The organism is Oceanotoga teriensis (genome assembly GCF_003148465.1).
Taxonomy (GTDB): Bacteria; Thermotogota; Thermotogae; order Petrotogales; family Petrotogaceae; genus Oceanotoga; species Oceanotoga teriensis.
In genome coordinates, this window is the sequence record NZ_QGGI01000008.1 from 1 (window position 1) to 26,943 (window position 26,943).

Genomic DNA, 26,943 nt, shown 5'->3' on the forward strand with positions numbered 1-26,943 from the left:
AAAAGAAAATCAAAGTCTTGAAGATATATTTCTTGAGCTCACTGGTGGAGACGAATTTGAAGAAATCATTGATGAACTGTGAGGTGTGATTGATGGAAGAATTAAAATTATTGCTAAAATACTCTTTTAAAAATAAAAGCAGACCAAAAAACAAAGGTTTATTTAAATCAAACAATACAAGCTCTATTTCAAATGCTTTTTTATACATGTTACCAGCTTTAATATTTGGATTCATGCTAATAACATCCTTAACTCCAATATTTAAATATACCAATATACCAATATACGAAAATTCAAAAATTACGATTGCTGATACAATTGTTTCATTATACTTTTTAATAATGTCGATAATGTTTGTGCTTCAATATTCATCAACAATAGTTACAAGTTTATTTGAAAATGATAATCTAATTTTATTATTGACATTTCCAATAAAAAAAAGTTCTATTTTTTTATCCTCAGCAATAGAAAGTTTTGTATTATCTTCTATAAATCTTGGAATGTTATTAGCTGTAATAATATCATATTTAATAGCTAATCCCAATAATATATTTTTATCAATAATATCAAGTGTATTGTTCATAGTTATGTTAATATCATTGGGATTATTAATTGGAATGATAATATCTCTCTTTATAGGAAAAACAGCTGCAAAAAGAACTGCACAAATAATATATTTTATGGGAATAATAGTATTTGTACTCGTTATAAATCTTTTCAGTAATTCAGATATCCAAAAAATAAACAACTCGTTTTCTCCTATCATAGATAAAGCAGATATATTTTTAAATCCCATATGGCCACATGTATATCTTTTAAAAGCTTTTCATGGAAATATTAATTCATCACTAATAATATTATCAATACTAATAATATCAACAATTTTTTTAATAATCTATTTAAATAAAATAGAATTAAACATATCAAACAAAAAAAACAAACATAAAGATATGAAAATAAAAGTATCAAAATTCACATTATTAAAAAAAGAATTCAAACTATTATTTAGAAATTCTTCCATTTTTTTTATGATAATATATCCATTGATTTTACCTTTAATATTTATAATAACAGGTAATATAGAAAATATCAGTTTAAATATATTCTTCATAGTTTTCTCAGCCTTATATTCGGCATATATTTCTATATATTCTATAATAGAAGATTACAATATATGGCCATTACCAATATTAATTCCTCTACAATATAACAAACAAATAAAAATAAAATCTATAATATCATCATTTATATACATATTAGAGTATATTATATTCATAATAATAATAAGTTTTATGAAAGGATTTTCTATATACAATATAATAATGATAATACCTGTATCATTGATACTATATTTCTCAGCACTTTGGGGAACAAAAATGTTTATAAATGATCCTCATAGAGACACATCAAATAAAAACAATATATTAAAGTTTGGAGAATCTATAAAAATACAAATATCAATGGTATTAATATCATTATCAATATTTTTACCTTCATCATATATCGAAAAAATTATAAATGGTAGTATATCTTTAAATATATATATAACTTTATTATTAATCTTAATACCAATAATAGTTATAACAATGTTATTAATATTTTCAAAAAAATTAATAATTTCAATAGATAAATTAATACAAAAAAATTTATATTAAAAATTAGGATTATACCCCTTCCATGCAAAATAATTAAATATAAGCCTATGGGAGGGATAATCATTAAAATAAAAATATATTCATGTTTAATAATATTAATAACAATTATAATGAGCTCATGTGTTCCATTTAAAGATCAAGTATTCATAAAATTCAATATAAAACTAGAAGATTCTACTCAAAAAGATTTATATGAAATATATGATTGGGATAAAATGAAAGTAGAAATAATATCTAAAGATGGAGTATCTTCTAATTATACAATGCAAAAAGAAAATCCAACAAATTTGAGAATACTTCTAACACCAGGAAATTACACAATAAAAGTAGAAGGGCTTAATTACAATGGAACTAAAAAAAGGTTCAAAGGAATTAAAAAAGATGTTTTCATAAACAATGGTGAAAATAAAATAAATTTAAATGTAAAGCAAAATCTTGCAAATATCAGTATAGACAATGAATTCAATTTAACTCTAAATGCCACTATAATAAACAAAGAAGAAAAAATCCCCGTAAAAGATTTAGATTCTATAGAAATTTATCCTGAAGATGATATAAAAATACAATATTCAAATAATTTGAAAACCTTTAGAACTATGCCAGATGAAACAACAAATATACTATTTACAAATGCTGAAAATTCAAATGAAGAAATCATAATTTATCAAAATATTATAAAAAAACCAAAAATAAATCTAATACCAAATGATGCAACAAAAAAAACGATCACAGTAAAATGGACGCCAGAAGAAAAAACTTCATACAAAATATATAAAACATCTGATAATAAAAATAAAATGTTCAAAGAACCCACTTTAAAAGAAGAAAGTTCTGGGAAATATATAATAGATGAAACTGGAAAATCAGGATCTATGACTTATTTCATTTTCCCAATTAAAAATAATGAATATGGTCCATATGAAAAATTAACAGTAAACTTAAATAATCTACCTCCAATACCTAAAAATTCATTTTTTAGCCCAAATGGAACTACAGATGAATCAACAAAAACAATAAACTTTTCTTGGAAATTTGAAGATCCCGAAAATGATGAATTAAATTATACATTATATATAAACGGAACTGGAGAACCACTTGAAATAAATGTAGATTCAGATACAAATTATACTTTAGAAAACCATGATATATTAAAACCAGAAACAACATATACATGGTATATAGAAGCTTCAGATGAAAATAATAAAGTTAAATCAGAAACTTATAAATTTAAAACCGGCAAATAAAAAACAAAAAATAAAAACTTCGGAATAAAAAATTCCGAAGTTTTTTATATAATTTTAAAAGAAATCCGTACAATATATATTATAATATGTATGATATAATATTATAAAGAAATTAAAAAACAGTTAATATAAAAAGGTGAATCAATATAAATGTTACTAACTGTATTTTATTGGCGGTGATTCCATGAGATATAAAAATAAAATAGAAATTCCTACTAAGCTTTTTTATAGCTTCAAAACAGAAGAAAGCTTAAAATGCAATATAGAAATGGTTATAGACTCTGAAAAAATATATAATAAGAAAGAAATACAAGAACAAAAAAATTTAAACACTTTCGTAAAAAACCTTCAATTCACTTTCAGTATAAACCCTGATGGAGAAATCTCAATATTCGATAAAAATAAAATTGAAATTAAAAATGAAAAAATTATAAAAAAAATAAAAAGAACCACTCAATTCAAAAAAGCATCTCAAAAGCTTTCTATATCTCTAAAAGAAAAATTTAAAGAAAAAGATGAATTTTTCATGAGTATATACTCTCAAACTCCTTCATTAAGAACAAAAAATGAATTTGAAAAAATTTCAACCTCATTTGAAATACCAGATCTATACAAAAAAAATGAATTTGAACCAAAAAAACCAACAATAAAAGATGCTGAATTAGAATTAAAAGAAATAGCAAAATCAAAATTTCCATTCAATTTATTTAAAAATTTTTTAAAACAAAGAAAAGAATTCATACAAAAAAATCTACAATCAGTATATGAAGATAACTTAAAAATCTGGAATCAAAAAAAAGAAAAATTTGATGAAAATGAAGAATATCTGTATAAAAATAGTTTAGAACTAAATAAAAAATCGAAAAAAAACAAACAATACATTGAAGATGCTTTGAAAAATACCAACATTGAAATTTGGATCGAATATATACTCGAAAATTTAAAATTGCCATACAATTTAAAAATGAGCTATGAATATTCAAATAATACAGTTTATGGAGATATTTTAACTCCATGTGAAGAAGAACTACCTCAAAATAGAGTAAACATATTAAAATCTGGGAAAGCTTCTGTTAAAAGCAAACTTAAAAAAGACTATAAATATCTTTACCTATATTCAACACTTGGAACAGCTATATACATAGCTGGAGTTATTTTTAATGTTAGTCCCCATATTGAAAATATAATATTATCTGGTTTAGATAGAAAAACAAATGAATTTCACTATTCTATAGACTTTGACAGATTAACTTTTATGAAATTAAAAATAGACAAATTAACTCCAATAGAAGCAATTTATCTATTTAAAAATAATGCAAATATATTATCGACCTATACTATGAAACCTATAAAACCATTAGAATGAGATTATTTCATAAATATAATCTCATTCTTTATTTTTCATAATTCTTTTCTTTTCATACATCAAATTATCAGCCTTAGATATAAAATCATCGAGCCCTTCACCATTATATTCACAGATGCCATATGCAACCTCTATTTTAAAAGGATATCTCTTTTCATAATTTATTGCCTTAAATTTTTCTTTTATCTTATCCCAAATAAAATTTGCTTTTTTAAAATCACTTTTCGAAAAAATTATGAGAAACTCATCTCCACCAAGTCTTATAAAATAATCATCTTCATTTATAGAATTCATAATAGTCTCTGAAAAATTTTTTAACATTATATCTCCAAAATTATGTCCATAAACATCGTTTATATATTTAAGATTATTAATATCTAAAAAACATATACTAATATTATCTTTATTTTTAAAATAATTTTTTATCTGTTTTTCAAGTATTATCAAACCCATTCTTCTATTATAAGCATCTGTTAAAGAATCATAAGATGCATATTTTCTTATTAATTCTTGATTTTTTTTCTGTTCTGTTATATCTTCTTGAATAGCTACAAAAAATTCTATTTTATTTTTTTCATTATAAATAGGTGTTATTATCTGATAAGCAGTATAAAAATCCCCATTTTTTTTCTTATTCACAATTTCTTCTTTCCATATATTGCCAGAAAGAATTGTATTCCACATCTTATAATAATCATCATCTCCATTCATTCCTGAAGATAATATACTCGTTTTTTTCCCAATAGAATCTTTTTTAGAAAAACCTGTTATTCTTTCAAAAGCTGGATTAATATACTCTATAACTCCATCAACATCAGTTATATATATACCATAACCAGCAACTTCAATTGCTTTTTCAAAAAGTTTCAATTTTTTCTCTCTTAGCTTCATATCAGTTATATCCAAAGTAACTCCTAAAACCTTTATATTATTTCCAAAATTATCTTTAATAACCTTTACTTTAGAACTCAAATACTTCAAATCATTATATTTTGTAATTATTTTAAATGTCAATGTTGGTATAAATGTCTCTTTATAAAAAAGTTGCTCATAACTAATAGCTCTTTGAATATCCTCAGAAACAACTAGTTTATAAAAATCTTCTCTTTTAAATTCAGAAACATTCTCAATGCCGAGTATTTTCGCCGAACCTTTAGAAATTTTCATATTTTTTGAATTTAGATCATATTCCCAAGTTCCCATATCTATAAGACTTTCTAATGTACTCAAAATCATAGAGTTACTCTTTAAGACACTTTCTCTTTCATATGATTCATCAAAAACTTTAAATGAAAGTATACAATAACTTCCATCATTTTCATTAAAAAGTTCAGCAGAAAACTTATATTTTTTAAATTCTCCATCCTTTTTCTTAAGTTCGACTTCATCATTAATTATCTTTTTATCTTCGAGTATAAGTTTCTTATATATATATCAACTCTATAATCATCTGAATATATACCCAAATCAAAAAAAGTTTTATCTATCAATTCTTCTCTCAAATAACCTAATTCATAAGTATATGCATCATTTATTTCAATATATTTATAAGTATTCAAATCGATAATCGCCATAGGATTATCTGAAAACAAAAAAGCTTTGTAAAATTTTTCGTCCACACCCCAAAAAATAGAACTTTTTTCTGAAGAATTATCAACATCTATATGTTCAACATTACTCAAAGGTACAATTAGAAAATAAATGAATTCTTTTTCATAAAAGAATTTTATTTCAAACTTACTTTTCAATTTTTCAATAATTATTTGATAAGAATAATTTTTATACTTCATAACTTTATAAAAAATTTTTTCAAACTCTTTATAAGAACCCAAAAGTTTTATATAATAATCATAAAATTCATTTTTTTCGATAATTTCAAAATAATTCTTCTCATTTTCTTCATCAAATATAACTTTTATTATAGAAAAACCTATATCATTTAAACTGAACAATTTATAAACCTTTGAAATATATTCATCCATAAAAATCACCTAAATTGTATATTTTTTAATAAAATTAATTAAAAAAATCGTCCAAAACTATTTTAAATCTATCCTGTTCAGAAATTATCAAAGGATCTTCACCATTTTCAAATATATAATAATCACTATTTGGAATATCATTTATCAAATCTATAACCTTAGATTTATCAGTAGAAACTATCATAACTTTTTTCTTTATACTTAAAAGTTCAGAATCATAAAAGTTTTCTATTCTTTTAGAAAATTCAACAAGCATATTAGTATCAGCATCTACAACATCTTCCCAATCAATTCCATGCATAGCTTGCCAAAAACCTTGTCCTATACCCTTCATACTTGCTCTACTCTTTTGAATACTGAATGCAACACCTCTTGGTATCGATTTACCCAAAAAACTATCTATCATTACTTTATTTATATTTGAGTCATTCAAAATAACCATATTCAAAGCAATTATTGATCCACCACTGATCCCTAAAATATTTACATCAGAAAGATTTAAATCTTCAATCATACTCAAAAATACTTCTGCAGAAAATTTCCAAAAATTTAATGGAAATCTTTTTATTCTGCTGGATTTTCCATGACCCGGCAAATCTGGAGCGATAACTCTATAATCTTTTGATAAAATATCTATTTCATTCAAAAAAAGTTCTGTCGATGCAGTATCTCCATGTAAAAATAATATATTCTTTCCCTTTCCTTTATCATGATAAAAAATCTCAAGATCTTTATAATTATATGTAGCCATATACATCACCTCTTATTAATATAATTATAACATACATAAAAATTTCTACTATTAATATAAAAAATAATATTTTTATTCAAAATAAATTTTAAAATTAAAAATTATTAAGGTATAATATATTATAAGAAAATATTATACAATGAGGAGAATTTCAATTGAGAAAAATAATAACTTTTTTATTTTTAATTACTTCAATACTTATATTTGCATCATTAGATGATATATCAGAAATATTCAATAAAGAAGATATGATTCAAAGTTCAGATCAAAAACTGCAAAAAATGGGATATCTTTTAAAACATTGGGAAAAAAATCATTCTCTTTACAAACAAAAAGCAGATGAAATAAAAATAAACAATTTTCGTGAAGATGAAAAAGCTTTAATAAACTTCATGGAAAATATACAACCCTTAGTTTATATAGATCCAGTTGCTAAATTAAGTGAACTTTATGAACAATATCCAGATTCAATAGCTGTAAAATCACTTTATCTTTTATACAATGTAGAGTATTGGAAAGCCATAAAAGATCCAAAAATTGCAGAACAAATAATAAGTTTAAGTAATGAAATAGAAAACATAAAATCAAAAGACATACCACTTGGAATATATGCAAAAAGTTTAATAATGTGGAAATCAAATATATTTAAAAATGAAGAAATAGCTTATTCACAGTTAAAAAATTTATATATTAATATAACTAATCAAAAAGAGATTTTAGAATTACTTATAGAAATGAATTATCAAAATAAAAATAACTCATTAACCAAAAAACTCTATAAAGATTATTTAGAAAAACCAGAAAAAGATGTAAAAACAATGATTCATCTTGCAAATCTTTTATACTTTGATAATGATATAGAAGAATTATCAAAATTTTCAGAAGATCTTTTAAACCAATATCCAAACAATAGTTTTGTAAAAAAGAATATATATGAAATACTTGGAGACTCATCAAAAAATATAGACCAAAAAGTAGAATATTATAAATTAGCTTCTTCAAGCGATCCAGAAGACCCAAACCTTTTAACAAAACTTGGATTGTCTTATTATGAACAAGATCCAAAAGAAAATGCAAAACTCGTAAGAATCATTTTGAATTCTTCGATATCAAAAAATCCAAATCAACCTGAAGTAGAAAAAATACTTTCTAAACTAAGAAAAAATGTAATCATTAAAAACTTCTTATTTTATATGGTTCCAATAATTTTAATAACAGCAATTGGAATATTTTTATTGTTGAAACTTGAAAAAATAAAAAAAGAAAAAGAACTTAAATTGATGAATGATGAAAATGATGATAATATATAAAAGTGGAAAATTAATATTTTCCACTTTTATTTTACCATATTTTATTAAAAAACAATTTTAAAAAATTACAAAAAAGTTACTTATTGTTTTACAAAAATATATTTACTTTTTTAAAAGAATATGATAGAATATATACAGAAGTTAGGTAAACCTAAAATATTCAGGGACTAATTATTAACAAATACTTTCAATGGTGTGATGCTCCTCTTGTCTATTTCAAAGAAGATTATTCAATTGTCATAAAAAACGGGTTTAAAACCCGTTTTTTATTATATTTTAATATAAAATGGTATAATAAATAAAAAACAGGAGTTATAAGATGAAAAAAATTTTTATTTATTGTGCATACACTTTAATATCTATAACAATAATCGCCCATCCACATGTATTCATAGAAGTTTTAACTAAAATAAATATAAAAAACGATATATTAGAAATATCTTCAACTTGGAAATTTGACGATTTAATGAGCATGCTTTTAAAAAAACAATATAATGATATAGATTCTATAAATAAAAAACTTCAAGAAAAATATAAAAAAGAAAATTTTTTTACTACAATTTATCTAAACCAAAAAAACCTACAAATTTCGCCCTTAAAAATATTTTCAACTGAAATCGAAAACAGAATATTGTTTACAATGATATACGATTTAAAATTAGAAAATAATAATAATGAAATAATCATTTCAACATATGATAAAAGTTATTATACTTATTTAAAAACCGAAAAAGATGATAATATAAATATAATACCAAACAAAAATTATGAAATAGAAAGTACTATATTTGCAAATTTTGATAAATTATTTTACTTTGATCAAATATTTCCATATGAAATAAAATTAATAATTCGGAGAAAATAAAAATGAATATAAAAAAAATAACTTTATTTATAATAATATTAATTATAATATTATTTTTAATCAAATACTTCAATATAATTCCAAAAATAAATCATGAAATAATTAATATACAATATAATATAAATCAAACACTTGGAAATCTTATAAAATCGATAAAAGAAAACCCTCAAAATTTAATAAATGCTTCAATAATATCTTTTTTATTTGGTATAATTCATGCCGCTGGACCAGGTCATGGAAAAACATTTGCTGCTTCTATATTTTTAGAGGATAAAACATCAAATGCTAAAAAATCGATAATATTTGGGAATATATTTGCTATAACTCACACATTATCTGCAATAATTTTGATATCTTTTTTTTATTTTATTATAAAAGACATTCTTTTCATAGATAGCGAAACTCCTACAAAAATAATAAAATTGATAAGTAGTTCATTTTTGATATTATTAGGAATATTTTTACTAATAAAAAATATAAAAGACAAAAATGATGCTCCAAAAAACAAAGAGTACAAAATCACGGCTTTCCTAGCCGGAATTGTACCTTGTCCTGGAGTTATGACTATTATGTTATTTTCAATTTCATATGACTTTTACATTCAAGGCATAATTCTTTCAATAGCTATGTCAATTGGTATGGGATTGACCGTAACTATTTCGGCTTTACTATCACACTATTTTAGAATATTCTTAGATAAAAAAATATTCAATTTTAAAAAAGGACAAAAAATAATTTCTACATTTGCAAGCATTATGATAATATTTTTTGGTTTAATCTCATTGAATTTATATTAAATAACATCTTCGAGTGGAATTTCTATTATTAGACAATTCAATCCAACATCTAATATCATATTATCTAAAGAAAAAAATTTTCCGTTTATATCTTCAACAATAACTTCAAAATCGTCATATTTTTCAAGTTCAGAATAAACTTGAGAAACATTATAAGTTATCTTGGGATCCTTTTCACATACAACTATTTTATTTTTCTTTAAATAAATATCATCTGGATAAAGAGAACATTCTCCTTTTCCTATACTTTCTTTACTATCAATAAAAACAAAATAAATCATGGTAGCTTCATCAGATTCTACAATACTTTCAATTTTGTTCAAAAATTCACTTTTTAACATAAAATCCCTCCCTTGATTTTCCAAATTACAATCATATATCATTATAGCATTACAAAATTAATTTAAATTAAATTAATTTTAATTTCCAGCTTCTTTCAATCCCTGAAAAATTTTAACCTCTTTACCTTGTGAAATTCTTATGAAATTTATTCTATGCTTAAATAAATTCACTCCATAAATAACAATATATGCAAATAAATATTCATTAGATCCCATAAAAATTTTCAACACTATTATACTAAGTATAGAAAGCAAAACTCCTATTGATAAATATTTTGTCAAAAGAGTATAGAAAGTAGATAATATTAAAAAAGTTATTCCCATAATAACACTATCTGCAAATATAATTCCCCAATTAACCGCTATTCCTTTTCCTCCTTTAAACTTTAAAAATAAACTCCAATTATGGCCTAAAACGGCTAAAATCAAAGCCAAATTTATGAAAAATAAACTTTCGAGAAAATAATCAGCAATTAAAAATACTATTATTCCTTTAAAAACATCTAATACCATAGATAATATACCTATAAAATAACCTGAAGTATAAATAGCATTAGTTCCTCCAGGATTTTTTGTTCCCTCTTTTAATGTGTTTTTATTCTTAAATACTTTTGGAAGTATATAACTAAATGGTACACTTCCTATCAAATAGGATAAAATTAAAATTAAAATATTCATAATAATTCCCCTTTCATAATTTTTGAAGGGCCAGAATATCTTCTATTCTATCATTCATATATTTATAACTATCTTCAACTCCATTGTTATACATATCCTTACCTATATTATCAATAAAAAACCCAAGTATATCATGAGCCCTTATTTGCCCTATATCTTCTCCAAATTCTTCACTAAAAAATACTATTATTTTTTGTAAAAGAATTTTTTTATATTCTTCAGATATATCCATAAAAACACCTCCATTTTTATATATTATACCTTAAAAATAATAAAAAAAAGTCCAGTAAACTGGACTTTTTTAAAAATAATTTTAATTATATTTCTTTAGCACTATTTCCATAATAAGCTGCTTTATATATTTCTTTTACATCTTCTGCTGAAGATTCCCTTGGATTTGTAGCTGTACAAGGATCTTCAAAAGCATTTTTTGACATTCTATCTAAAACTTCAAGAAATTTTTCTTCTGAAATTTCAACTTCTGTTACTTCTTTCAATGTTGTTGGGATATTCAATGATTTATTCATTTCTTTTAATGTTTCAGATATATTTGAACTTCCTAAAACTTCTTCAATATCTTTATATTTGTCTGTTGCTTTTTTATTATATTCAATTACATAAGGTAATAATATAGCATTTGCAAGACCATGAGTTATACCAAATTCTCCACCTATTTTATGAGCAAGACTATGTACTAATCCTAAAGAAGCATTTGTAAATGCCATTCCTGCTAAAGTTGAAGCATTATGCATATCATCTCTTGCTTTCATATTTTCTCCATCTTTAAAAGCTTCTGGTAACTGTTTATAGGTTAATTTTATAGCTTCCATTGCAAGTGGATCTGTATAACTTGTTGCTGTAGTTGAAACATAAGCTTCAATTGCATGAGTCATAACATCCATACCAACATTTGCAGTTATATGTGCTGGCATTTTTGCTGGTAATCTTGAATCAAGAATAGCTATATCAGGAGTTATTTCATATGATACAAGTGGATATTTTATATGATTTTCTGTATCAGTTATAACAGAAAAAGCTGTTATTTCAGATGCAGTTCCACTAGTTGATGGAATAGCTACAAATTTTGCTTTTGTTCTTAATTCTGGAAATTTAAAAGCAACTAAATCCTCAAATTTTGATTCTGGATATTCATAAAAAACCCACATTATTTTAGCAGCATCTAAAGCAGAACCTCCACCAATTGCAACAATCCAATCAGGCTGGAATTCTTGCATTGCCTTAGCTCCCCTTAAAACAGTTTTAACAGATGGATTCGGTTCAACTCCGTCCACTATACTGACTTCCATACCTGCTTTCTCAAGTTGAGCTTTTGCTTCATCCAAAAATCCAAATCTTTTCATAGAACTTCCACCAGTTACAAGTGTTGCTTTTTTTCCTTCTAATGAAGACAAATATTCTAAAGTTCCTTCTCCAAAAACTATATCTTTTGGTACTCTAAACCATCTCATATCCATTAAATTCGCCTCCTAAAATTAATTATTTTTTAAATGTTCATCTATTGCTTTTGCCGCTTTTTTACCTGCACCCATCGCTAAAATAACAGTTGCAGCTCCTGTAACAACATCTCCTCCAGCATAAACATCATCTTTAGTTGTTTTCATAGTATCTTCATCAACTATTATCCCACCCCAATTTTCAGTTTTTAAACCCGGTGTGGTTTGTCTAATAAGAGGATTTGGTGTTTGTCCAATAGCCATTATTACAGTATCAAGATCGAGTTTGAAATTACTTTCTTTAATCGCTACAGGTCTTCTTCTTCCAGATGAATCTGGTTCACCAAGTTCCATTTTTATACATTCCATGGATTCAACCCAACCATCTTTTCCATTTATTTTTACAGGATTATTTAATAATTTAAAAATTATTCCTTCTTCTTTAGCATGATGAACCTCTTCAACTCTTGCTGGAAGTTCTTCTTCACTTCTTCTATAAACTATGTAAACCTCTTGAGCTCCCAATCTTTTAGCAGTTCTTGCAGCATCCATAGCAACATTACCACCACCGACTACTGCTACTTTTTTACCAACTTTAACTGGTGTAGAAGAATCTTTTTTATAAGCTTTCATAAGATTAACTCTTGTCAAAAATTCATTTGCAGAATAAACTCCATTTAAATTTTCGCCTTCTATTTTCATGAATTTTGGAAGTCCTGCTCCACTACCCACAAAAACTCCCATATATCCTTCTTCAAAAAGCTCATCTATAGTTATAGATTTTCCAACTATAACATTAGTAATTAATTCAACTCCGAGATCCTCTATCTTCTTTATCTCATTTCTAACAAGAGATTTTGGAAGTCTAAATTCTGGAATACCATAACTTAAAACGCCACCTGGAGTATGTAAAGCTTCAAATAAAGTAACTTTATATCCTCTTTTTGCAAGTTCAAAAGCACATGTCAAACCTGCAGGTCCAGCTCCAACTACTGCTATTTTTATATTATTAGATTCTATATCTTCTTTTTTATTTTTTATATTATTCATATGCCAATCTGCAACGAATCTTTCAAGTCTTCCTATTGCGACTGGTTCACCAGCTTTACCTCTTACACACTTTCCTTCACATTGATTTTCCTGTGGACATACTCTCCCACATATAGCTGGCAAAACATTTTCTCTTGTTATAACTTTATAAGCTTCTTCAAAATTACCTTTTGAAACTTGATTTATAAATTCTGGAATGGGAACATTAACTGGACACCCATTCATACATGGTTTATGTTTACATTGTAAACATCTACCAGCTTCTTCAATGGCTTCTTCTTCTGTATATCCTAAAACAACTTCTTCAAAATTTTTATTTCTTATATCAGGTTCTTGTTCTCTTATAGGAGTTTTTACTTTACTTAAATTAGGCATTATTACCATCTCCTATTCCTATTCTACAAATATGTTCCTCTTCTTCTTTATACATTGATTGCCTTTGCATACATTCATCAAAATCAACAAGGAAACCATCAAAATCAGGTCCATCAACACAAGCAAATTTTGTTTCTCCTCCAACTGTAACTCTACATCCGCCACACATTCCAGTACCATCTATCATTATTGGATTCAATGATACATTAGTTTTTATATTATTTTCTTTTGTGATATTGACTATAGCTTTCATCATAACTAAAGGACCTATAGCAACCACAAGATCATATTTTTCTCCATTTTCGAGGAGCTCTAAAAGTTTATCAGTAACAAAACCTTTAATACCTTTAGACCCATCATTAGTTGCATAATAGATATTGTCTACAAATTCTTCAAACATATTTTCCATTATGATATGTTTATTAGTTCTACCACCAAGAAGAACATCTACTTGAACTCCAAGATCTTTCATCTTTTTCATCTGTGGATAAAGAGGAGCTATTCCAACACCTCCGCCAATTCCAAGTACTCTTTTAACTTTATGAATGGGAGCAGGTTGACCTAAAGGCCCTACAAAATCATTTATAAAATCTCCCTCATTTTTATTACTCAATTTTTTTGTTGAATATCCAACAACCTGATAAATTATGGTAACCGTTTCTTTTTTTCTATCATAGTCAGCTATTGTCAAGGGAATTCTTTCTCCATCTTCATCAACTCTTAAAATTATAAACTGACCAGGTTCACATTTTCTTGCAACATAAGGTGCATGAACTACCATTAATTCAACATCAGGATTAAGTATTTCTTTTTTTATTATTCTATACATATAACCCCTTCTTTCAGCTCTGTTTATTAACATTTTCACAAATTTTAAAAATATAAATTGTGAAACTTTTAATTTTTACCATCGATATAATTATAATAAAAGTTGATTAAATCATAATAATTAATCAAGTTAATATTCTTTTAAACCTTTCACTTTTAAACTTTTAAACAAAAGTTATTTTGTGAAGAATATAACTTATTTTTAATAAATGAACAACATTTTAAAAATATGACTAATTAACTTGACTTTAAATAAAAAAAATATTATAATATTTTTGTAGATTAGTCTACAAAAATTAGAATAAGTTAAGAAGGGTGGGAATTTTATATGAAAAAAGTTTTGAGTGTTTTTTTATTGAGTTTATTTATTTTTAGTTCTATGCTTGCATTTGCTGAATCATCGCCAAAAGTGTCTGATTTAACTCCTTGGAAAGGATTAAATCTTGATATGGGAAATATTTATAATAATAAATATGCCGACAAATTATATGAAGCTGTTAGCAAACATAAAAAAGGATATAGCCCAGAAATGGTAAAAGAATTTTATATTAAAAATTACACTACTGATATAAAATCTTTAGAAGTTTTGGATGGAAATAACATATTAATAAATGAAAGTTATAAAATATCATATAATTATATTGGTAAGTTAGAAACTAATTGGGGGGATTATGATATAGAATGGTTTATATTCACAACCGAAGATCCCAAAGCAGAAGAAATAAATGTAAAAACTCTTTTATTAGTACCTTATCATCAACATGGAAATGGATTAAAACATTTTCATGCAAGATTTGGTAATACTTCATTTGCATATCTTTCAACAGATAAATACTTAAATAATTGGTGGCCTACTTTTTATGATCCTTCAGTTACAAATATAGAAAGAATTATAGATGATATGCTAAAAAATGCAAGAATGTCAGCATCTATGTTGCCAGATATAAAGTAATAAAAAATCCTATCATTAAAATGATAGGATTTTTTTAACATGGATAATATTTATTTTTAATTAGAAAATCAATATAAAAAGCAGCTATAACCATTTTAGGGTTATTTATTAATTCTTCTCTTCTATATTTTTTTAATTTTCTCTCATCTTGTTCATAATTTATAAGCTTATATATTCTATCTTTTTCATTTATTTTTTCATATTCATTTATAATTTTTTTATTTAAAAGATTTACAGAATATATTCTTTTACTATTTAAATTAAAATAATTACCAGTTATTTCAACAATTGATAATATATTAGATTTTCTCTTTTTGGAATCACAATATTTATGAATAAAATTAAAAAATCTTTTACTTAAAAGTTCTTTATACAAAAAAGGAAAATTATTATTAATTCCAAAAAACTGTTCTATATTAGCCTTAGACAAACTATTTTTTATAAATTGGCATTTCTTATCATAAACGATATAATACTTTATTCCGGTCAAATGATTAAAAGCTTTTAAAGTATCCAAATATCCAAATTTTATATTTTCTTTAGCTTTTTCAGAATCTATTTCTAAAGTTTTTCCAAGATCCCTATTTGATCTTATATATATTACATTTGAATCTTTTAAAGGTTTTGATTTTTTTGTATGTTTTCCACCAACATCTACCACAATTATATTTTTTATACCTTTATTTTCCATCATCGTTATAGGTAGATTATCATGAATTCCACCATCTATATATTTTTTTTCATCTATTTCGACTGGCTTAAATGCTGGAAAACAAGAACTTGCAAGAAGATAATCAACAAATTTACCTTTAGGTATATCTTCTTTAAAAATTTCAATTGGTTTTTTATCTGTGAGTGAATAGGTATTTATTCCAAAATCAATATTTGATCTTCTTATTTTCTCTTCATCTATATATTTTCTCAATATTTCTTCAAGTGGTTTTGTTTCTATACCACCAGATGTTATGAGGTTTTTGATAACTGTTAAAAAAGAAAAATATTTTTTATTATACATTTTTTTATTATTCCATTTTTCTTTGTCTACACTTAAAACCGTATCAATACTGAAATGTGTCCATGCAAGCTTTAATAATTCATAATCCTCCTGTATTAAAAAAGCTCCATTCAAAGCACCTATCGATGTTCCAGTTATAGTAGAAATCTTTATATTCATTTCACTTAATGCTTTCCAAACTCCAATTTGATAACTACCCTTAGCTCCTCCCCCAGAAAGAACTAATCCATAATTATTCAAAATGATCCCCTCCCAAGATTACTTTATTTCTTCAATTATTTTTATAGTAAAATATATTTCAAAATTTTTATCCCCATCATTTAAATCATAATCAATTATATCTTTGATTTTATTTATCCTATAAGCTAAAGTATTTCTATGTAAATACATACTCTTTGCCGTTTCTATCATATTCATATTATTTTTTAAATAAGACTTCAAAGTTTCAAAATACTCAGTATTTTTATTCTTATCATATTCTATTAACTTATAAACAGAATTTTGACAAAAATCTTTTAAGTTTATCTTATCTTTTATATTATATATTAAATCTAAAACTTTAAAATCAGAATATTTTATCAAATTATCATCATAATTTTTATGATTTTTTAAAGCAAAAAGACTTTGATTATAATATTTTTTCATATTTATGATATCAGAGAAAAAATCACTTATTCCAACATATACATTATTTTTATTTAAAATAGTTTTTATATCTTCATCTTCTATTATACTCATATCTATTTTATCTATCAAAACTATAAAATTTTCTTTATAATAAACTGTTTTAAAATTCAAAAATTTTTCTTGAATAAAAGAATATAAATTTTTTAATTTATTTTTTTCCTCAATTTTTGATAATTGAACACAAAATATAAAATAATCCTTATTTAAGTTAAAATCACAACTCATAGCTCTTTCTTTTAAAATATTTTCATTTTTTATATTTCCTTCAAGTAAATCTAAAAAAAGATTTTCATACATCAACCCTTTTAAGTTTTTGTAATTTCCATTTTTATCTAATTTTTCAGATATTACATCACTTAATGTTTTTAAAAGCTTAAAACTTTCTTCATCAAAATTTTTCTTTGACTCGAGAACTATTATATTCCCCATACATCTATGATCTATTATAACTTTGCTTACCATCTTTTTTATGGGACTTGCATAACATGTAACTACAAATGGATAATTAGAATTGGGAGCTTGTTTAACTTCCTTTATTTTCTTCACTTCTTTTATAAACTCATATGAACAATAACCTTTTTCTATATTTTCTTTCCAAAATTTTTCTTCAATTTCTGCTTTTTTCGAATGAGCTATAATTTTATAAGCTGAATCAACGAGAATAACAGGGTTGTTTAATATTTCTGATCCAAGTTCAACTATATATTTTATACCTTTTCCTTGTATTAAAGTATTTAAAAGTAAAGCTGAACTTTCTACCAGTCTATAATCTTTTTTTATAGTTTCTTTTATATAATGAACAAGAACTTTTAAATCTTCTTCATTTATATTTTTATTCATTATATTAAAATTTTCAATTATATCTTTTATACCATAATCTATTTCAGTCAATTAAATCACCTCTATACAATTATAGTGCAAAAAGCACAAATAAGTCAAATTTTTTTGTGTCTTTTTCCGTATTTTTTATTTTTTTATTGTGCTAAAATAAAAATATATTGTTAATATTTTAACAAAAGGAGCTGATTTCATTGAAGTATAAAAAACTTTTTTCTGAAGGTATGATAGGTAATCTAAAATTAAAAAACAGAATTGTAATGCCCGCAATGGGAACTTCTTTAGCAACATCAACTGGAGAAGCAAGTGATGAAATAATCCGTTATTATGAAGAAAGAGCCAAAGGAGGATGTGGTTTAATAATAACAGAAATCACAAGAATAGACAATGAAACAGGCATAGGAACTCCCAACCAATTATGTGTAACTGACAGTTATCAAATACCAAGACTGCAAAAATTAACAAGAGCTGTTCATAAATATGACACAAAAATATTCACTCAATTACATCATCCTGGAAGACAAGCACATAGCAGTAGTTTGAATGGTAAACAAATAGTTGGACCAAGTCCTATTGCATCAAAAGCTATAGGAGAAATACCAAGAGAATTAGAAACTCTTGAAGTAGAAAATTTAGTAAAAAAGTTCATAAAAGGAGCTAAAATATCTCAATTGTCCGGATTTGATGGAATTGAATTACATGGTGCTCATGGATATTTGATATGTCAGTTTTTAAGTCCAGCAACTAATAAAAGAACTGATAAATATGGCGGAACATTTATGAATAGAATGAGATTTTTAACTGAAATAATAATGGGTATAAGACATATATGTGGAAAAGATTTTCCAATTTCCGTAAGAATAGATGGCGATGAATTTATCGAAGGTGGAATAGATATAAATGAATCAATAAAAATCGCAAGATATCTTGAAAGTATAGGTATAGATGCAATAAATGTGAGTTCAGGAACATATGAATCTTCAATAACAATAATAGAACCCGTTTCTTATAAGGAAGGATGGAAAAAACATTTATCTCAATCAATAAAAGAAAATATAAAAATACCTGTAATCGCTTGTGATAGCATCAAAAGACCTGAAATTGCTGAAAATTTACTCGAAACAAATAATCTTGATTTTGTAGCACTTGGAAGAGCTCAATTGGCAGATCCTGAATGGGGAAATAAAGCTTTAAATGGTAAAGAAGATCAGATAAGATCCTGTATTTCATGCTTAAAATGTATAGAATTAATAATGAATGGAAAAAGAATTGAATGTGCTGTAAATCCAAGAGTTGGAATGGAAATAGATTTTGAAGAGTTTAAAAAAGATGGCGATCAAAGAAAAGTTGTAATAATAGGCGGAGGTCCTGCTGGTATGCAAGCTGGAATAAATCTTGCAAAAAGAAATTTTACTCCTATTATATTCGAAAAAGAGGATCATCTTGGTGGAAGTGTTTTTCTTGGAAGTAAACCACCAATGAAAGAAAAATTAAAATGGTTCATAGATAATATGGAAAATGAATTAAAAGATTTAAATGTAGATATAAGACTTAATACAAAAGCTAATATTGATTTATTAAAAAATATAAATCCTTATGCAATTTTTATTGCTACAGGTGCAAAGCCTATAATTCCAAATATAGAAGGCATAAATTCTAAAAATGTTTATACTGCTGAGCAAATATTATCTGAAAAAACAGAAATAAAAAATAAAAAAATAGCTGTTATTGGTTCTGGAATGACAGGTCTTGAAACAGCGGAATATTTAAACAATAAAAATAATGAATTAACTGTAATTGAAATGCAAAAAGATATTGCACCAGGTACTTATTTACCAAATTTGATGGATATTTTACCTCGTATAAAAAAAGAAAAAATTAATTTATTAACTTCTAAAAAACTCGTAAAAATAAATGAAAATTCAATAGAATTAATGAATATGAACACTAAAAAAATAGAAATATTAGAAACAGATTTAATTGTTCTTTCACTTGGGGTTCAATCAAATATCGAAATTGTTGAAGAAATAAAAGAATCATTTAAAAACATAAAAATAATCGGTGATGTTGAAAAACCAGGCAGAATTTTTGATGCTATGAGATCTTCATTTGATAAATCTTATGTACTTTAAGGAGGAGTTTTATGAAAGAATTTAAAAACAAAGTTGCAGTTATAACAGGTGCAGCTAATGGAATAGGTTTAGAGCTTTCAAAAGAAGCCGCAAAAAGAGGTATGAAAGTTGTAATGGCAGATATTGCTGAAAATGATCTCAATATTGCCTTTGATGAAGTTAAAAAAATAAGTTCAGAAGTTATAAAAGTTGTAACGGATGTAACTATATTTGAAGACATGGTAGATCTATCAAAAAAAGCTACAGATTCATTCGAAAAGGTTGATTTATTTTTTAATAATGCTGGAGTTGTAGTTCCAGGACCTATTTGGGAAATTCCTAATAAAGATATAGATTATATAATGCAATCAAATGTATACAGTATAGCATATGGTTTAAAAGTATTTATACCTTTAATGATGAAACAAGGAACACCTGCTCATATAGTTAACACAGCAAGTGTGGCTGGTCTCTTATCTTCACCTGGAATGCCAACCTATCATATGACTAAATTTGCCAATGTTGGATTATCTGAATCAGTAAACTATCAATTAAGAGCTATTAATTCAAATATAAAAATGTCTGTTTATTGCCCTGGTTTTATTCAAACTGATTTAAACCATTGTGATAAAAGAAGACCTAAAAGATTTGAAATAGACAAAAATGATCCTTATTATACAAGTCAAACTTATAAAGATGGTTTAAAAAGAGCCGATCATGTAATAAATACAGGTATACCTATTGATAGTGTTGGCATGAGTGTTTTTCAGGCTATTGAAGATGAACAATTTTATATACTAACTCATCCACAATATAATCCTGTTATAGGATTGAGAGTTAAAACTATATTAGAAGGAAAAAATCCTGATATTTCTATATTCAAAAAATAACTCCCTTCAAAGGGAGTTATTTTATAATAAAGTGTTTATATTTAAACCTATTCCAAACTCAGAAGAAAGACCAGAGTTTTTAAAATTTTTCATCAATTCATAAATAATCTTTTCATTTTCAAGTTTCTCAATTTTTTCTGGATCTTTTTCTATCAAGATCTTATTTTCAATATCTTTTATTTTTAATTCAGTTTCATCATTTCCAATATTTAATCTATTATCTTCTTTATCTTCTTGAAAATTAGACTCTTTTTTCATTTCATCAGACACCATATAACCATCTATATTTTGAATATCTTCAGAATCTTTTTTATATAATATTACAGCTTTAGACTTTCCGCCAACTGCAGCAAGAAAAGCTCCTCTTTTTTCAAAAATTATATCTATATCAGAATAAATGACTACACCATTTTGAGAAGCTGCATTGTTTTTAAACTGAGCAATATTTCTTGCTTCATGAGAAGCAACTCTCATTATACTTGTAGATGCTGGTGAAGATAAAGAAAGACCTCTTTCACCTGGATCAACTTTATATCCTATCTGAGGGTTTGAATCATAACTCTTTAAAGAATTTATCATAATAATCACCTCAGATAAATTATACTATATTTTTTTAAAAAATTTAAATATCAAACTTCAATTTTCTCTACAACTTGACATTTTTTATTCTTTTTTGCCGACATCAACATAGTTATACCTGTATAAAATACTATTCCAACAACAAGCCATTGAACAATATCAAGAGGCAACTCTTTTACTATTAAAGCAGCTATTAAAACACCTACTCCTCCAGCTAATCCCATAGCAAGAGTTGCTTTTCTATTTATTGCTTCTTCTTTTATAAATTTGACTGAGGCTGGTGGCATTAAAAATGCACATGAACCCATCATTATAGGGAAAGCAACTTTAGGAGACATTCCTAAAAAATAAACAAGTGCCATACAAGGAGCAAAAAGACCTACTCCCACTGTCATCAATGCTCCAAGTATAAAATTAACTACTCCAGCAATTACAAGCTTCATTCCACTTATTCCTATTGCACTTCCACCTGATGGCATCCAACCAACTTTTCCTGCAATCATTATAAAGCCAGTTGCAAAAAGGGCAAAACCCATGACAATTTGTATAGTTCTTTCTTCTAATTTTGAAACAATTCCAGCACCGATTATAGCCCCAAAAGTAGCAGTAGCAAGCATTACTACAAGAGTAATAGGCTCGACATCTATTACCTTGATAAAAATTATCGATTCGATTAAAACCGCAATAGCATTAGCCGCATTCATAGAACCCGGTATATGTTTATCTTTTGTTTGTTTTGTAAATTTCAATAAAGCAGTTTGAGGTGCAAAAGCTCCTATTCCCAAAGCATCTATAAAATTAACAAAAAAACCTATAATACCCGTTTTTATCCAAGAGGTTTCAGATTCAAGTTTTGTCTTATTTTTCACAACATCTCTTATTAAATAAAATGTATATGAAATAAGCATTATAATCAATAAAATCCAAATTATTTGAACCATATAAAATACAACTCCTTTGTTTTAATTTTATCTTAATTTAAAAAACAAATTTAAATGGTAAAATTCTATACACACACATACACATACACACACTTTTTATGGGACTCCCTCTTTCGAGGGGCCCTTTTATTTTTTATTTAGACATATTTCTTGATTTATCGGTACAAGCTTTCATAGCTTCTATAACAGAAGTTCTAAAACCTTTTTCTTCTAATTTAGCAACAGCTTCTATAGTGGTACCACCTGGAGAACAAACCATATCTTTTAATTTAGCTGGATGTTCCCCTGTCTCAAGAACCATTTTAGCTGCTCCCAAAACAGTTTGAGCTGCCATTTTATAAGCTTTATCTCTTGGTAATCCCTGCAAAACCGCTCCATCTGCAAGAGCTTCTATAAACATATAAACATAAGCTGGAGATGATCCACTTACAGCAGTAACTGCATCCATCAAATATTCAGGAACTATCTCAGACTTTCCAAAGCTATTAAATATATCTATTATAAAATTCAATTCTTTTTCTTCAACAAGTTTGTTCGGACAAATAGCAGCCATTCCTTCACCAACTAAAGATGGTGTATTTGGCATAACTTTTATCACTTTTAACTCTTTATCAAAAAGCTCTTCTACCCTTTTAATACTTTGACCTGCAGCAATAGCAACTATTATCACATCATTTTTGATATTTTCTTTAATTTGTTTTATTACAATTTCATATAAATTAGGTTTAACAGATAAAAACAAAATATCTGATTGTAAAGATGTTTTAAGATTATCTACAGTTGTTATAACTTTGAATTTTTGATTTACAAATTCAAGAATTTCTTCATTCAAATCTGAAACAATTATATTTTCAGGTTCAATTATTTTTGATTTTATTATTCCACCAATCATAGCTTGAGCCATATTGCCTCCACCTATAAAACCAATTTTTTTCATAAAAACCCTCCCAATCATCAACAAAAACTTTGTTCTGTTCTCTCTATAATTTCATTCTGCAAAGCTCTATCGAGATTATTAAAATAATCACTATAACCTGCAACACGTACTATGAGATCATTATATTCTTCTGGTTTTTTCTGCGCATCTAAAAGTATTTGTTTATCTATAACATTAAATTGAATATGATGACCATCCATTCTGAAATAAGTTCTTACAAGATATGCAAGATTATCTAATCCATTTTCACCTTCTATAACAGATGGTGTAAATTTTTGATTCAACAAAGTTCCGCCAGTTTTCAAATGATCCATTTTTGCAGCCGATTTAACCACTGCTGTTGGACCATTCCTATCTGCCCCTTTTGAAGGAGAAATTCCATCGGTAAGCGGAAGTTTAGCCTTTCTTCCATCTGGTGTAGCTCCTATTACAGATCCAAAATAAACATGGCATGTAGTTGGTAACATATTTATTCTAAATTGTCCACCTTTTATATTAGGTCTACCATTAACTTCTTCACAATAAGCATTAAAAATATCTCTCATCAAATCATCCGCTGCATCATCATCATTACCATACTTTGGAGATTTTTCTTTAACTAAATGTAAAATATCTTCATATCCTTCAAAATTTTCTTTTATTGCCATCAAAAGTTCTTTCATACTGATATTTTTCTTATCAAAAACTTGTGTCTTCATAGCAGCAAAACAATCTGTTATAGTACCAATTCCAACACCTTGAATATATGAAACATTATATCTTGCACCACCAGCATTATAATCTTTTCCTTTCTTTATACAATCATCTATTATTACAGATAAAAAAGGAACTGGCATTTTTTCTGCATAAAGTTTTTCTATTATTCTATTACCAATCATCTTTATATTTATAAAATGATGAAGTTGATCTTTATATGCATTAAACAACTGATCATAACTTTTAAAATCTTCTGGATTACCAGTCTCAATGCCTATTCTCTTATTAGTATTTGGATCTATTCCATTGTTTAAAGTTATTTCAAGTATTTTTGGTAAATTCATATATCCAGTTAGTATATATGCTTCTTTACCAAAAGCTCCAGTTTCAACACATCCACTTGTACCGCCACATCTTGCATCTTCAATACTTTTACCAGCATTAAGCATTTCTTGAATTATTGCATCGGCATTAAAAAATGAAGGTTGCCCCCATCCTTTTCTTGAAATCTCTAAAGCTCTTTTCAAAAACTTCTGTGGTGTTTTTTTACTTATTTGAACATTAGAGCTTGGTTGTAAAAGTTTCATTTCATCTATCACATCTAAAACTAAATAACTAACTTCATTAACTCCATCAGAGCCATCTGCTTTTACTCCACCAGAATTTATATTCGCAAAATCAGTATAAGTACCACTCTCTTTTAATGTAACACCGACTTTTGGTGGTGCTGGTTGATTATTAAATTTAACCCAAAAACATTGTAAAAATTCTTCTGCTTTCTCTCTACTTAGAGAACCTTCTTCAATCTCTTTTTTATAAAAAGGATAAAGATGTTGATCCAATCTTCCAGGATTAAAAGAATCCCATGGGTTTAATTCAGATATAACACAAAGATGCACAAACCAATACATCTGTAAAGCTTCTCTAAAAGTTCTTGGAGCATTAGCTGGAACATGCGAACAAATCTCTGATATCTCCAATAATTCTTTTTTTCTCTTTTCATCATTTTCTTTTTCTGCCAATTTTTTAGCATATTTGCTATATCTTTCACCTAAAATCATTATTGCATCACATGCTATACTCATAGCTTTCAATTGTTCTCTTTTATTTAAAGCTTCATCATCATTTAAAAAATCGAGTTCTTTTATAGAGGCTTCTATATCATCTTTAAATTGTAGAAAACCCTTCTTATAAATTTTGCCATCGGCTACTGTATGTCCTGGACCTCTTTGTTCCATAAATTCTGTAAAAATACCCGCAGCATAACATTCTTTCCATTCTTCAGTAACATTTTCAAGAATGAGATGTCTCATAGATCTTTTTTCCCAATAAGGAATTATCACATCTTTTTGAAACTGCATATCTTCTTTTTTCACTTTAAAAGATATTTTCTCTCTTTTATCCATAATCTCCATATCCTCAATAGTATGACAGCATAATTCTGGATATGTTGGAGTTGCAGCTGGAGCTTCACCTCTTTCACCAACTATAAGTTCTCCATCATTAATACATAATTCTTTATTACTCATTATTTCTTTAAGAACTAAAGCTCTTAAAACAGGTATAGATACAGACCCTTCAAACTTCTTATAAACTTCATCAACAATCTTAGCTCTCTCCATTGAAATACGAGGAATAGCCTTCAAACTTTCTTCTCTGAGTTTTCTTACTCTCTCAGTTATCATTCAAAATCAACCTCCTATTTTAACTTTTATTCCAGAATCTTCAAACATCTTCTTTATCTCAAGTATTCTTTCATCAGAAGGACTTTCAAGTTCTTCCATATATGTTTTCATATTCAATCTTCTATACTTATCTTTGCCCATCTTATGATAAGGTAAAATATTAAGTTGTGAAAATTTTATATTTTTTAAAAATTCTATACAACTCATAATATTTTTATCATAATCATTTATATTATGAATTAAAGGCATTCTTATATAAATCTCTTTTCCAAAACTCGATAATTTTTTCAAGTTTTCAAAAACTAAATCATTTGAAACGCCCATATATTTTAAATGCTTGTCTTCATCCATATGTTTTAAATCGTATAAAAAAAGATCTACATAATCTATTATTTTTTCAAAATTATCCCATGGAGCATATCCAGAAGTATCTATAGCAACATGAATATCTCTACTTTTACATTTTTTTAAAATTTCTAATAAAAAATCAGGATGCATTAAAGGTTCTCCACCAGAAAAAGTTATTCCACCTGAAGATTCTTCATAAAACATTTCATCTTTTATTATCTGATCAAAAACCTCTGTAGTAGACATATTTTCTCCAACAATTTCTCTTGCATTATTAACACAAAAATCAACACAATTGCCACATAAAACACATCTTTCATCTGTAATAGCTAATCCATTAATAATTGAAATTGCATCATTAGGACACCTCTTCACACATTTACCACAACCAACACATCTTTCATCGTAAAATAGAAGTTCTCTTCCAAAATTTTGACTTTCTGGATTATGACACCACCAACATTTAAGTGGGCACCCCTTCAAAAATACTGTTGTACGTATACCAGGGCCATCATGAATAGAATATTTTTGTATATTTATAACTTTAGCTTGAAACATACGATCACTCC

The 26,943-nt window shown here is 26.0% G+C and carries 25 protein-coding genes; 9 read left to right on the plus strand and 16 right to left on the minus strand.

Annotation, left to right across the window (positions count from 1 at the left end; all coding sequences use genetic code 11):
* The first annotated feature begins 92 nt into the window (after positions 1 to 92).
* The 3 genes from C7380_RS06590 to C7380_RS06600 all read left to right on the plus strand — a co-directional run bounded on the left by C7380_RS06590 (position 93) and on the right by C7380_RS06600 (position 4,265).
* On the plus strand, positions 93 to 1,655 hold the full coding sequence (locus C7380_RS06590; RefSeq protein ID WP_109604705.1) for a permease-like membrane multi-spanning protein: 1,563 nt from the start codon (positions 93 to 95) through the stop codon (positions 1,653 to 1,655).
* Positions 1,656 to 1,702: 47 nt separating this feature from the next.
* On the plus strand, positions 1,703 to 2,899 hold the full coding sequence (locus tag C7380_RS06595; RefSeq protein WP_109604706.1) for a hypothetical protein: 1,197 nt from the start codon (positions 1,703 to 1,705) through the stop codon (positions 2,897 to 2,899).
* A gap of 184 nt (positions 2,900 to 3,083) precedes the next feature.
* Positions 3,084 to 4,265, plus strand: coding sequence for a hypothetical protein (locus tag C7380_RS06600; RefSeq protein ID WP_109604707.1), 1,182 nt, complete (start codon positions 3,084 to 3,086; stop codon positions 4,263 to 4,265).
* 21 nt (positions 4,266 to 4,286) lie between these two features.
* On the opposite strand, the gene C7380_RS06605 is transcribed toward C7380_RS06600, so the two are convergent.
* From C7380_RS06605 to C7380_RS06615, 3 genes are all read right to left on the minus strand, one after another.
* Entirely contained in the window at positions 4,287 to 5,501 is a 1,215-nt protein-coding gene (locus C7380_RS06605; protein ID WP_109604708.1) for a sensor domain-containing diguanylate cyclase, read from the minus strand.
* A gap of 158 nt (positions 5,502 to 5,659) precedes the next feature.
* A complete protein-coding gene (locus C7380_RS06610; RefSeq protein ID WP_109604709.1) occupies positions 5,660 to 6,247 on the minus strand; it encodes a PAS domain-containing protein in 588 nt (195 codons plus the stop codon).
* Positions 6,248 to 6,281: 34 nt separating this feature from the next.
* Positions 6,282 to 6,998, minus strand: a complete 717-nt coding sequence (locus C7380_RS06615; protein WP_158274817.1) for an alpha/beta fold hydrolase — start codon at positions 6,996 to 6,998, stop codon at positions 6,282 to 6,284.
* Between the two features lie 155 nt (positions 6,999 to 7,153).
* On the opposite strand from C7380_RS06615, the gene C7380_RS06620 reads away from it, so the two are divergent.
* The 3 genes from C7380_RS06620 (at position 7,154) to C7380_RS06630 (ending at position 9,970) form a co-directional block, all read left to right on the plus strand.
* The gene (locus C7380_RS06620; RefSeq protein ID WP_109604711.1) at positions 7,154 to 8,308 is read left to right on the plus strand and encodes a tetratricopeptide repeat protein; all 1,155 of its coding nucleotides are present in this window, start codon (positions 7,154 to 7,156) and stop codon (positions 8,306 to 8,308) included.
* Positions 8,309 to 8,627: 319 nt separating this feature from the next.
* Positions 8,628 to 9,173 carry a DUF1007 family protein gene (locus C7380_RS06625; RefSeq protein WP_109604712.1) on the plus strand — a complete coding sequence of 182 codons (546 nt, stop codon included), beginning with the start codon at positions 8,628 to 8,630 and terminating at the stop codon, positions 9,171 to 9,173.
* 2 nt (positions 9,174 to 9,175) lie between these two features.
* On the plus strand, positions 9,176 to 9,970 hold the full coding sequence (locus C7380_RS06630; RefSeq protein WP_109604713.1) for a HoxN/HupN/NixA family nickel/cobalt transporter: 795 nt from the start codon (positions 9,176 to 9,178) through the stop codon (positions 9,968 to 9,970).
* Here C7380_RS06630 and C7380_RS06635 read toward each other — a convergent pair.
* The 6 genes from C7380_RS06635 to C7380_RS06660 all read right to left on the minus strand — a co-directional run bounded on the left by C7380_RS06635 (position 9,967) and on the right by C7380_RS06660 (position 14,697).
* Positions 9,967 to 10,311: a hypothetical protein gene (locus C7380_RS06635; protein ID WP_109604714.1), complete on the minus strand. Its 345-nt coding sequence runs from the start codon at positions 10,309 to 10,311 to the stop codon at positions 9,967 to 9,969. The two genes, C7380_RS06630 and C7380_RS06635, sit on opposite strands and share 4 nt — an antisense overlap.
* A 78-nt stretch (positions 10,312 to 10,389) precedes the next feature.
* Positions 10,390 to 10,989 carry a glycerol-3-phosphate acyltransferase gene (locus C7380_RS06640; RefSeq protein ID WP_109604715.1) on the minus strand — a complete coding sequence of 200 codons (600 nt, stop codon included), beginning with the start codon at positions 10,987 to 10,989 and terminating at the stop codon, positions 10,390 to 10,392.
* A gap of 13 nt (positions 10,990 to 11,002) precedes the next feature.
* The gene (locus C7380_RS06645) at positions 11,003 to 11,221 is read right to left on the minus strand and encodes a DUF2164 family protein (protein ID WP_109604716.1); all 219 of its coding nucleotides are present in this window, start codon (positions 11,219 to 11,221) and stop codon (positions 11,003 to 11,005) included.
* 85 nt (positions 11,222 to 11,306) lie between these two features.
* The gene (locus C7380_RS06650; protein ID WP_109604717.1) at positions 11,307 to 12,464 is read right to left on the minus strand and encodes an iron-containing alcohol dehydrogenase; all 1,158 of its coding nucleotides are present in this window, start codon (positions 12,462 to 12,464) and stop codon (positions 11,307 to 11,309) included.
* An 18-nt stretch (positions 12,465 to 12,482) separates the two neighbouring features.
* Positions 12,483 to 13,868, minus strand: a complete 1,386-nt coding sequence (gene gltA, locus C7380_RS06655) for an NADPH-dependent glutamate synthase (RefSeq protein WP_109604718.1) — start codon at positions 13,866 to 13,868, stop codon at positions 12,483 to 12,485.
* A complete protein-coding gene (locus tag C7380_RS06660; protein ID WP_109604719.1) occupies positions 13,861 to 14,697 on the minus strand; it encodes a sulfide/dihydroorotate dehydrogenase-like FAD/NAD-binding protein in 837 nt (278 codons plus the stop codon). The genes gltA and C7380_RS06660 overlap by 8 nt, the downstream gene beginning before the upstream one ends.
* A gap of 327 nt (positions 14,698 to 15,024) precedes the next feature.
* Between C7380_RS06660 and C7380_RS06665 the strand changes: the two genes are divergently transcribed.
* Complete coding sequence (locus tag C7380_RS06665) at positions 15,025 to 15,648, plus strand: ZinT/AdcA family metal-binding protein (protein ID WP_109604720.1); 624 nt, start codon at positions 15,025 to 15,027, stop codon at positions 15,646 to 15,648.
* A gap of 34 nt (positions 15,649 to 15,682) precedes the next feature.
* On the opposite strand, the gene C7380_RS06670 is transcribed toward C7380_RS06665, so the two are convergent.
* Both C7380_RS06670 and C7380_RS06675 read right to left on the minus strand, forming a co-directional pair.
* A complete protein-coding gene (locus tag C7380_RS06670; RefSeq protein WP_158274818.1) occupies positions 15,683 to 16,903 on the minus strand; it encodes a patatin-like phospholipase family protein in 1,221 nt (406 codons plus the stop codon).
* Between the two features lie 18 nt (positions 16,904 to 16,921).
* Entirely contained in the window at positions 16,922 to 18,241 is a 1,320-nt protein-coding gene (locus tag C7380_RS06675) for a PucR family transcriptional regulator (protein WP_109604722.1), read from the minus strand.
* A 140-nt stretch (positions 18,242 to 18,381) separates the two neighbouring features.
* Between C7380_RS06675 and C7380_RS06680 the strand changes: the two genes are divergently transcribed.
* Together C7380_RS06680 and C7380_RS06685 are read left to right on the plus strand one after the other, a co-directional pair.
* Positions 18,382 to 20,319 carry an NAD(P)/FAD-dependent oxidoreductase gene (locus C7380_RS06680; RefSeq protein WP_206050546.1) on the plus strand — a complete coding sequence of 646 codons (1,938 nt, stop codon included), beginning with the start codon at positions 18,382 to 18,384 and terminating at the stop codon, positions 20,317 to 20,319.
* A gap of 11 nt (positions 20,320 to 20,330) precedes the next feature.
* Complete coding sequence (locus C7380_RS06685) at positions 20,331 to 21,188, plus strand: SDR family NAD(P)-dependent oxidoreductase (RefSeq protein ID WP_109604723.1); 858 nt, start codon at positions 20,331 to 20,333, stop codon at positions 21,186 to 21,188.
* 21 nt (positions 21,189 to 21,209) lie between these two features.
* On the opposite strand, the gene C7380_RS06690 is transcribed toward C7380_RS06685, so the two are convergent.
* From C7380_RS06690 to C7380_RS06710, 5 genes are all read right to left on the minus strand, one after another.
* Positions 21,210 to 21,767 (minus strand): hypothetical protein, encoded by a 558-nt coding sequence (locus tag C7380_RS06690; RefSeq protein WP_109604724.1) that lies wholly within the window; start codon positions 21,765 to 21,767, stop codon positions 21,210 to 21,212.
* Positions 21,768 to 21,817: 50 nt separating this feature from the next.
* Positions 21,818 to 22,708, minus strand: a complete 891-nt coding sequence (locus C7380_RS06695) for a sulfite exporter TauE/SafE family protein (RefSeq protein ID WP_109604725.1) — start codon at positions 22,706 to 22,708, stop codon at positions 21,818 to 21,820.
* A gap of 133 nt (positions 22,709 to 22,841) precedes the next feature.
* Complete coding sequence (gene proC, locus C7380_RS06700; protein WP_109604726.1) at positions 22,842 to 23,645, minus strand: pyrroline-5-carboxylate reductase; 804 nt, start codon at positions 23,643 to 23,645, stop codon at positions 22,842 to 22,844.
* A gap of 17 nt (positions 23,646 to 23,662) precedes the next feature.
* Positions 23,663 to 26,026: a trans-4-hydroxy-L-proline dehydratase gene (hypD, locus tag C7380_RS06705; RefSeq protein ID WP_109604727.1), complete on the minus strand. Its 2,364-nt coding sequence runs from the start codon at positions 26,024 to 26,026 to the stop codon at positions 23,663 to 23,665.
* Positions 26,027 to 26,032: 6 nt separating this feature from the next.
* Entirely contained in the window at positions 26,033 to 26,932 is a 900-nt protein-coding gene (locus C7380_RS06710; protein ID WP_109604728.1) for a trans-4-hydroxy-L-proline dehydratase activase, read from the minus strand.
* Positions 26,933 to 26,943: the final 11 nt, after the last annotated feature.

Excerpts from the sequence above, each read along its gene's own strand:
- C7380_RS06590 (WP_109604705.1), top strand. The coding sequence starts at position 93 with ATGGAAGAATTAAAATTATTGCTAAAATACTCTTTTAAAAATAAAAGC.
- C7380_RS06595 (WP_109604706.1), top strand. The coding sequence starts at position 1,703 with ATGGGAGGGATAATCATTAAAATAAAAATATATTCATGTTTAATAATA.
- C7380_RS06600 (WP_109604707.1), top strand. The coding sequence starts at position 3,084 with ATGAGATATAAAAATAAAATAGAAATTCCTACTAAGCTTTTTTATAGC.
- C7380_RS06605 (WP_109604708.1), bottom strand. The coding sequence starts at position 5,501 with ATGATTTTGAGTACATTAGAAAGTCTTATAGATATGGGAACTTGGGAA.
- C7380_RS06610 (WP_109604709.1), bottom strand. The coding sequence starts at position 6,247 with ATGGATGAATATATTTCAAAGGTTTATAAATTGTTCAGTTTAAATGAT.
- C7380_RS06615 (WP_158274817.1), bottom strand. The coding sequence starts at position 6,998 with ATGGCTACATATAATTATAAAGATCTTGAGATTTTTTATCATGATAAA.
- C7380_RS06625 (WP_109604712.1), top strand. The coding sequence starts at position 8,628 with ATGAAAAAAATTTTTATTTATTGTGCATACACTTTAATATCTATAACA.
- C7380_RS06630 (WP_109604713.1), top strand. The coding sequence starts at position 9,176 with ATGAATATAAAAAAAATAACTTTATTTATAATAATATTAATTATAATA.
- C7380_RS06635 (WP_109604714.1), bottom strand. The coding sequence starts at position 10,311 with ATGTTAAAAAGTGAATTTTTGAACAAAATTGAAAGTATTGTAGAATCT.
- C7380_RS06640 (WP_109604715.1), bottom strand. The coding sequence starts at position 10,989 with ATGAATATTTTAATTTTAATTTTATCCTATTTGATAGGAAGTGTACCA.
- C7380_RS06645 (WP_109604716.1), bottom strand. The coding sequence starts at position 11,221 with ATGGATATATCTGAAGAATATAAAAAAATTCTTTTACAAAAAATAATA.
- C7380_RS06650 (WP_109604717.1), bottom strand. The coding sequence starts at position 12,464 with ATGGATATGAGATGGTTTAGAGTACCAAAAGATATAGTTTTTGGAGAA.
- gltA (WP_109604718.1), bottom strand. The coding sequence starts at position 13,868 with ATGCCTAATTTAAGTAAAGTAAAAACTCCTATAAGAGAACAAGAACCT.
- C7380_RS06660 (WP_109604719.1), bottom strand. The coding sequence starts at position 14,697 with ATGTATAGAATAATAAAAAAAGAAATACTTAATCCTGATGTTGAATTA.
- C7380_RS06665 (WP_109604720.1), top strand. The coding sequence starts at position 15,025 with ATGAAAAAAGTTTTGAGTGTTTTTTTATTGAGTTTATTTATTTTTAGT.
- C7380_RS06685 (WP_109604723.1), top strand. The coding sequence starts at position 20,331 with ATGAAAGAATTTAAAAACAAAGTTGCAGTTATAACAGGTGCAGCTAAT.
- C7380_RS06690 (WP_109604724.1), bottom strand. The coding sequence starts at position 21,767 with ATGATAAATTCTTTAAAGAGTTATGATTCAAACCCTCAGATAGGATAT.
- C7380_RS06695 (WP_109604725.1), bottom strand. The coding sequence starts at position 22,708 with ATGGTTCAAATAATTTGGATTTTATTGATTATAATGCTTATTTCATAT.
- proC (WP_109604726.1), bottom strand. The coding sequence starts at position 23,645 with ATGAAAAAAATTGGTTTTATAGGTGGAGGCAATATGGCTCAAGCTATG.
- hypD (WP_109604727.1), bottom strand. The coding sequence starts at position 26,026 with ATGATAACTGAGAGAGTAAGAAAACTCAGAGAAGAAAGTTTGAAGGCT.
- C7380_RS06710 (WP_109604728.1), bottom strand. The coding sequence starts at position 26,932 with ATGTTTCAAGCTAAAGTTATAAATATACAAAAATATTCTATTCATGAT.